This is a genomic window from Streptomyces sp. ICN903, assembly GCF_022015835.1.
In the GTDB taxonomy this organism is placed as follows: Bacteria; Actinomycetota; Actinomycetes; order Streptomycetales; family Streptomycetaceae; genus Streptomyces; species Streptomyces fenghuangensis.
In genome coordinates this window covers 1-4,438 of sequence record NZ_JAKMAY010000393.1, presented here as the reverse complement: position 1 = coordinate 4,438, position 4,438 = coordinate 1, and the positions used below count along the sequence as shown (strand labels likewise).

General features: G+C 74.5%; 3 protein-coding genes and 1 pseudogene. 1 reads left to right on the top strand and 3 read right to left on the bottom strand.

Annotated features, from left to right (window positions below):
* The 3 genes from L7D48_RS26410 to L7D48_RS26400 form a co-directional block, all read right to left on the bottom strand.
* The coding region (locus L7D48_RS26410) for a YafY family protein (RefSeq protein ID WP_237883229.1) at positions 1 to 975 on the bottom strand (975 nt) is incomplete at its 3' end.
* A 151-nt stretch (positions 976 to 1,126) separates the two neighbouring features.
* Positions 1,127 to 2,047 carry a hypothetical protein gene (locus L7D48_RS26405; protein ID WP_237883227.1) on the bottom strand — a complete coding sequence of 307 codons (921 nt, stop codon included), beginning with the start codon at positions 2,045 to 2,047 and terminating at the stop codon, positions 1,127 to 1,129.
* Entirely contained in the window at positions 2,044 to 3,324 is a 1,281-nt protein-coding gene (locus L7D48_RS26400; protein ID WP_237883225.1) for a glycosyltransferase family 4 protein, read from the bottom strand. Before L7D48_RS26400 ends, L7D48_RS26405 begins: the two co-directional genes overlap by 4 nt.
* A 794-nt stretch (positions 3,325 to 4,118) precedes the next feature.
* On the opposite strand from L7D48_RS26400, the pseudogene L7D48_RS26395 reads away from it, so the two are divergent.
* Positions 4,119 to 4,438, top strand: a pseudogene (locus L7D48_RS26395) (hypothetical protein); the annotation flags it as partial.

Sequence of the window (4,438 nt, the reverse complement as noted above, 5' to 3'; positions counted from 1 at the left end):
CTCCCCGTCCGTCCGCCATGCCCGCGCCGCCCGGCCGAGGCGGTCCGCCAGCTCCTCTATCCGCTCGCCCAGTCCGTCCGGTTCGCGCACCTCGAAGTCGAAGCCCAGCATCAGGACGTGGAGGGCCATCTCGTCCAGGGAGGGAGCGCCGGTGCGCAGCAGGCAGGTGCGCCCGTCCAGCGGTTCCAGCACGCCGGCCGTGGGCGCGATCCGCTCCGCTACCTGCTCCGCCGGGGCGTGCAGCAGTACGGTCGCCCGCTGTGGGTACGCCGCTGTGGAGATGCCCTCGGAGACATAGGCGGCCCAGTCCTCGGCAGGCGGCTGCCGGGGGGCGAAGCGGGGGCCGTGCGGCGGGGTGAGGGTGAGCCGGTCGACGCGGAACGTGCGCCAGTCGGCGCGGCCGGCGTCCCAGCCCACCAGGTACCAGCGGTGGCTGCTGCACACCAGGCGGTACGGGTCGACGGTACGGCGCGAACCGGAACCGTCGTGCCCCCGGTAGGTGAAGCGCAGCTGCCGGCGGTCGCGGCAGGCGTTCACCAGCTCGGTGATGGTCTCCACATCGACCGCCGGGCCGCGCCGCCCGCCCAGCGGGGCGGTGAAGGCGGCGAGCGCGCTCACCCTGCGGCGCAGCCGGTCCGGCAGCACCTGTTCCAGCTTGGCCAGGGCCCGCACCGAGGACTCCTCCATCCCCTGCACCGCGTTGTGCGCGGCCGTGCGCAGCCCGACCGCGACGGCCACCGCCTCGTCGTCGTCCAGGAGCAGGGGCGGCAGTTCGGCGCCCGCGCCGAGCCGGTAGCCTCCGGCGGTTCCGGTGGTGGAGTGGACGGGGTAACCCAGTGTCCGCAGCCGTTCCACGTCGCGGCGCACCGTCCGCGAGGTCACCCGGAGACGCTCGGCCAGCTCGGCGCCGGACCACTCCCGGTGGGCCTGGAGCAGGGACAGCAGACGCAGCAGTCGTGCCGATGTCTCCATCATGCGGCCGATTCTGCCACCCCTTGAGGACAGGAACCGTCCTCAAGGCCGCCGGGCACACCATGCCCGTCCCGAGCTCTCCCGGAGCGGGCGGGGGCTCACCCCGGCGGGCCGGGCTCTCCCCGGACGGACAGGTCCCCGCGGACCGCGAAGGTCAGGAGCCGGACGGCCCCGTGCCCTCCAGCCGCACGGCCAGGTCGTTGGCGCCGGTGTAGTACGGACGGGCCGTCAGCTCCCCGCCTCCGTCCGCGGCGACCGGCCGCGCCGGGTAGCGCAGGATCCTGTGCTTGTCGACGATGTCGTCCAGGATCCGGGCCACCCGCACCGGCTCCGCGTCCTCGCCGGGACGCAGCCACAACTGCCAGTCGCCCTCCGCGCCAGGCTCCCGGGCCAGATCGCCGTACGCCAGCCGCGCGGTGAAACCGTGCCCCTGTGCGGGCACGTCGACCGGGGTGACCGGTGCGGTGACGGGCCGCGCCTGCCCGCCGTCCGGAGCGGCCGCGCGGCGGGGACGGGCCTCCAGCCGCGCGGTGGGGGTCAGTTCGGCCCCGTACAGCCTCCCGTGGACGGTCAGCCCGCCGTCGGCGGGCCAGATGTCGCCCGCCTCGGCGTGCGGCCAGCGAAGCCAGGAGCACACCGAGAGGTTGCCGTACTTGGTGGCGTACGGGATGCGCACGCCCAGCCAGGTCCGGTCGGTGCGCGGCACCCGGTCGACCAGCGGGCGCAGGTCGCAGCACCCGGGCAGCAGCCGCCGCGCCTCGCCCTCGCCGATCACCAGATAGGCGTCCCAGCGTCCTTCCGCCAGCGGGACCGTGCTGGGCAGGACGGCGCGGAGCACGGAACCGTCCGGGTCGCCGGAGAGCGGCTCCAGCGGCAGGCGCACCGACTCCTCCGGATCGAAGTCGCGCAGCCGCAGCAGCAGAGCGGCGTCCCACCGCTCCGCGACGCCGGGCAGCGTGATGTCGAAGCTGAGGCCGCCCGCACTGTCCGCCGTGCAGTCGGCCCGCGGCGCCGTCTCCCCGGGGACACCGGGGGTGTCGGGGGCGCCGGCGGGCCTGCGGGTGGTCGCGGTCATGCGGTCCTTCCTCTTCTCAGCGCGCCCCGGCGGGCGCGTGCCAGGGCGTCCTTGGTGGCGTAGGCCCCGCCCAGCAGGGCTCCCCGGGTCCGGTGCAGGGAGGAGCGCAGCCGGCCGATCCCGCTGCGTCCACCGCGCGCGACGAGCTCCGTGCAGAGCGAGGAGTACATCTCGCCGACCCGCGCGGGGTCGTAGCGGGCGGCGTCCGCGATCGCGGCGCGGCCCATCTTCCGGCGCAGATCGTCGTCGTTGATCAGCTCCAGCAGGGATCCGGCGATGGCGTCGATGTCGCCGGTGGGCACCAGCCGCCCGTCCACCCCGTCGGCGATGATCTCCCCCGGCCCGTGTGGACAGGTGGTGGCCACCACCGGCAGACCGCAGCGCATCGCCTCCACGATCGTCATCCCGAAGGACTCCAGACTCGACGTCACGGCCGCGACCGAGCCCTTGACCCACTCGGCCTCGATGGGATGGGCCGGCCCCATGAGGAAGGCGTGGTTGTACAGGCCGAGTTCCTCCACCATGGCCCGCAGCTTCGCCTCCTCGCGTCCAGCCCCGTAGAGCCTCAGCCGCCAGTCGGGCCGCTGCTCGACCACCTTGGCGAAGGCCTTCAGCAGCACGTCGTAGCGTTTGGCCGGAGCCAGCCGGCCGGCGGCGATCACCCACTTCCCGGTGCCGTCGGAGGGTTCCACCGCCGGCGCGGGGACACCGTTGGGCACCGCCTGCACGTGTACCCCGGGCAGGCGCATCATGCGCCGGTAGTCGCGCGCGTCGGCCTCGGTGACGGTGGTGAGGGCGTCCAGGCGCGGGTAGGCGCCGCGCAGGGTCGCCCGCAGGGCCCGCGAGTGGGTGGAGAGCGTGAGGTGTTCCTGCCCCATGCGCACCGGACCGGGCCTGGTGTGCATGGCGAGCATGGTGTTGAGGCCGGGGCGGGTGCCGATCACGACGTCCGCCTCGACGCCGGCCAGGTACTCGGTGATCCGGCGGTCGGTGAGCGCGCTGTACTTGCGGTGGTTGCCGTCGGCGCGCGGGAACAGCCTGGACGGCCGGGCGTGCTCGGGGTCGCCGCCGTCGTAGTCCGGGCTGTGCTTGCGCATGTCCACCAGATGGCGCAGGCGTACCGCGGGGTCCAGGTCGAAGACGGGACGGTCGCGGTGTCTGAAGACCGAGACGATCTCGACGTCGTGCTGCTGCGCGAGCGCGCACGCGAGGTTGAAGGTGGTCCGGATCGTCCCGCCCATGCCGTACCCGTGATGCAGCAGAAAAGAGATATGCATCCGTCTCCATGTCCCACGAAAGCGCGCGGGTAAGCATCCCGGCGCCGTGTTTCCCGGTGTCGCACTCCTGTTGATGCCGCGTCTCTTGGGAAGAGACCTCGGAAGGCCGCCGCGGGTTGGCTCGCTTGATCGCCTTGTACCCGAAAAGTTCATCTGTTGTGAGGCTTTTTCAGGAACCGAACGACTCGTTCCGCCGTCCGCGCGCCCCCGGCGGGGCTCCCGCCCGGTGGGGCGGCGGTACGGAAGACCCCGGCCGGGCGGCGGCCCGGGGTCGGTGCGGGAAGCGCCTCCGCCCGCGGGGGGTCTCCCCGGTTCCCGCCGGTCTCCCTCCCGGCCGGCTCCGTCCCGTCCGATGCCGCCGGCGCGGGGCCCCGGCGGCGTCGGACGGTACCGCGCCCGTGCCCGGCCCGAAGCGGCCGCGCGACCGGCACGGCGCCGCGGCCGGGGCCGGTGGAGCGGCACGGGGCGAAGCGGTGGTGGGAGCGGCCCGGGGGCCGAGGCGCATGTGCGGCACCTCTCCACGCTAGGGCCGTACAGGCGCGCGACCGGCGCAAACGCGCCAGCGCGGGGCCCGGGCCTCACCCGGTCGGCGGACCGCGTGCCGGGCGCCGGGGGCCCCTGGCCGAGGCCGTCTCCCCCGCGCCTCCCGGTTCTCCGGGGGGAAGTGGAACGAACCGGCGCGCGCCGCGCACCGCGCATCCGCCAGTGCGACCTGCGCTCCCCCCGGCGCGTTACCACGGCACTCGGTCCCCCGTTGTGCATGTGAACCAGAACCGAACGCCAGGAGTTTCCCCGTGTCCCCCATGCTCGATGTCAGCGACGACGTCCGCGCCGAGATCGGCGAGGAGGAAGCCGCCCGGCTGATCGCCGGTGACAGCGCCCCCGGCAGCTACGACTGCACCTCCTGCCGCGCCCCCGGCGATCCCGAGCAGGAGCGCACCAGCACCGTGCTCTTCCTCGGCGAGGAGACGGCCGTGCTCGCCTTCGCCCACGCGACCTGCATCCCGTCCCAGGTCGTCCCGGTCTCCGAGGAGCAGCTCAAGGACGCCGTGCGCACCATCACCGGCGGGCAGAGCGCCGACGCCCCCGCACCGGCCGGCGCGCCCCCCGCCGG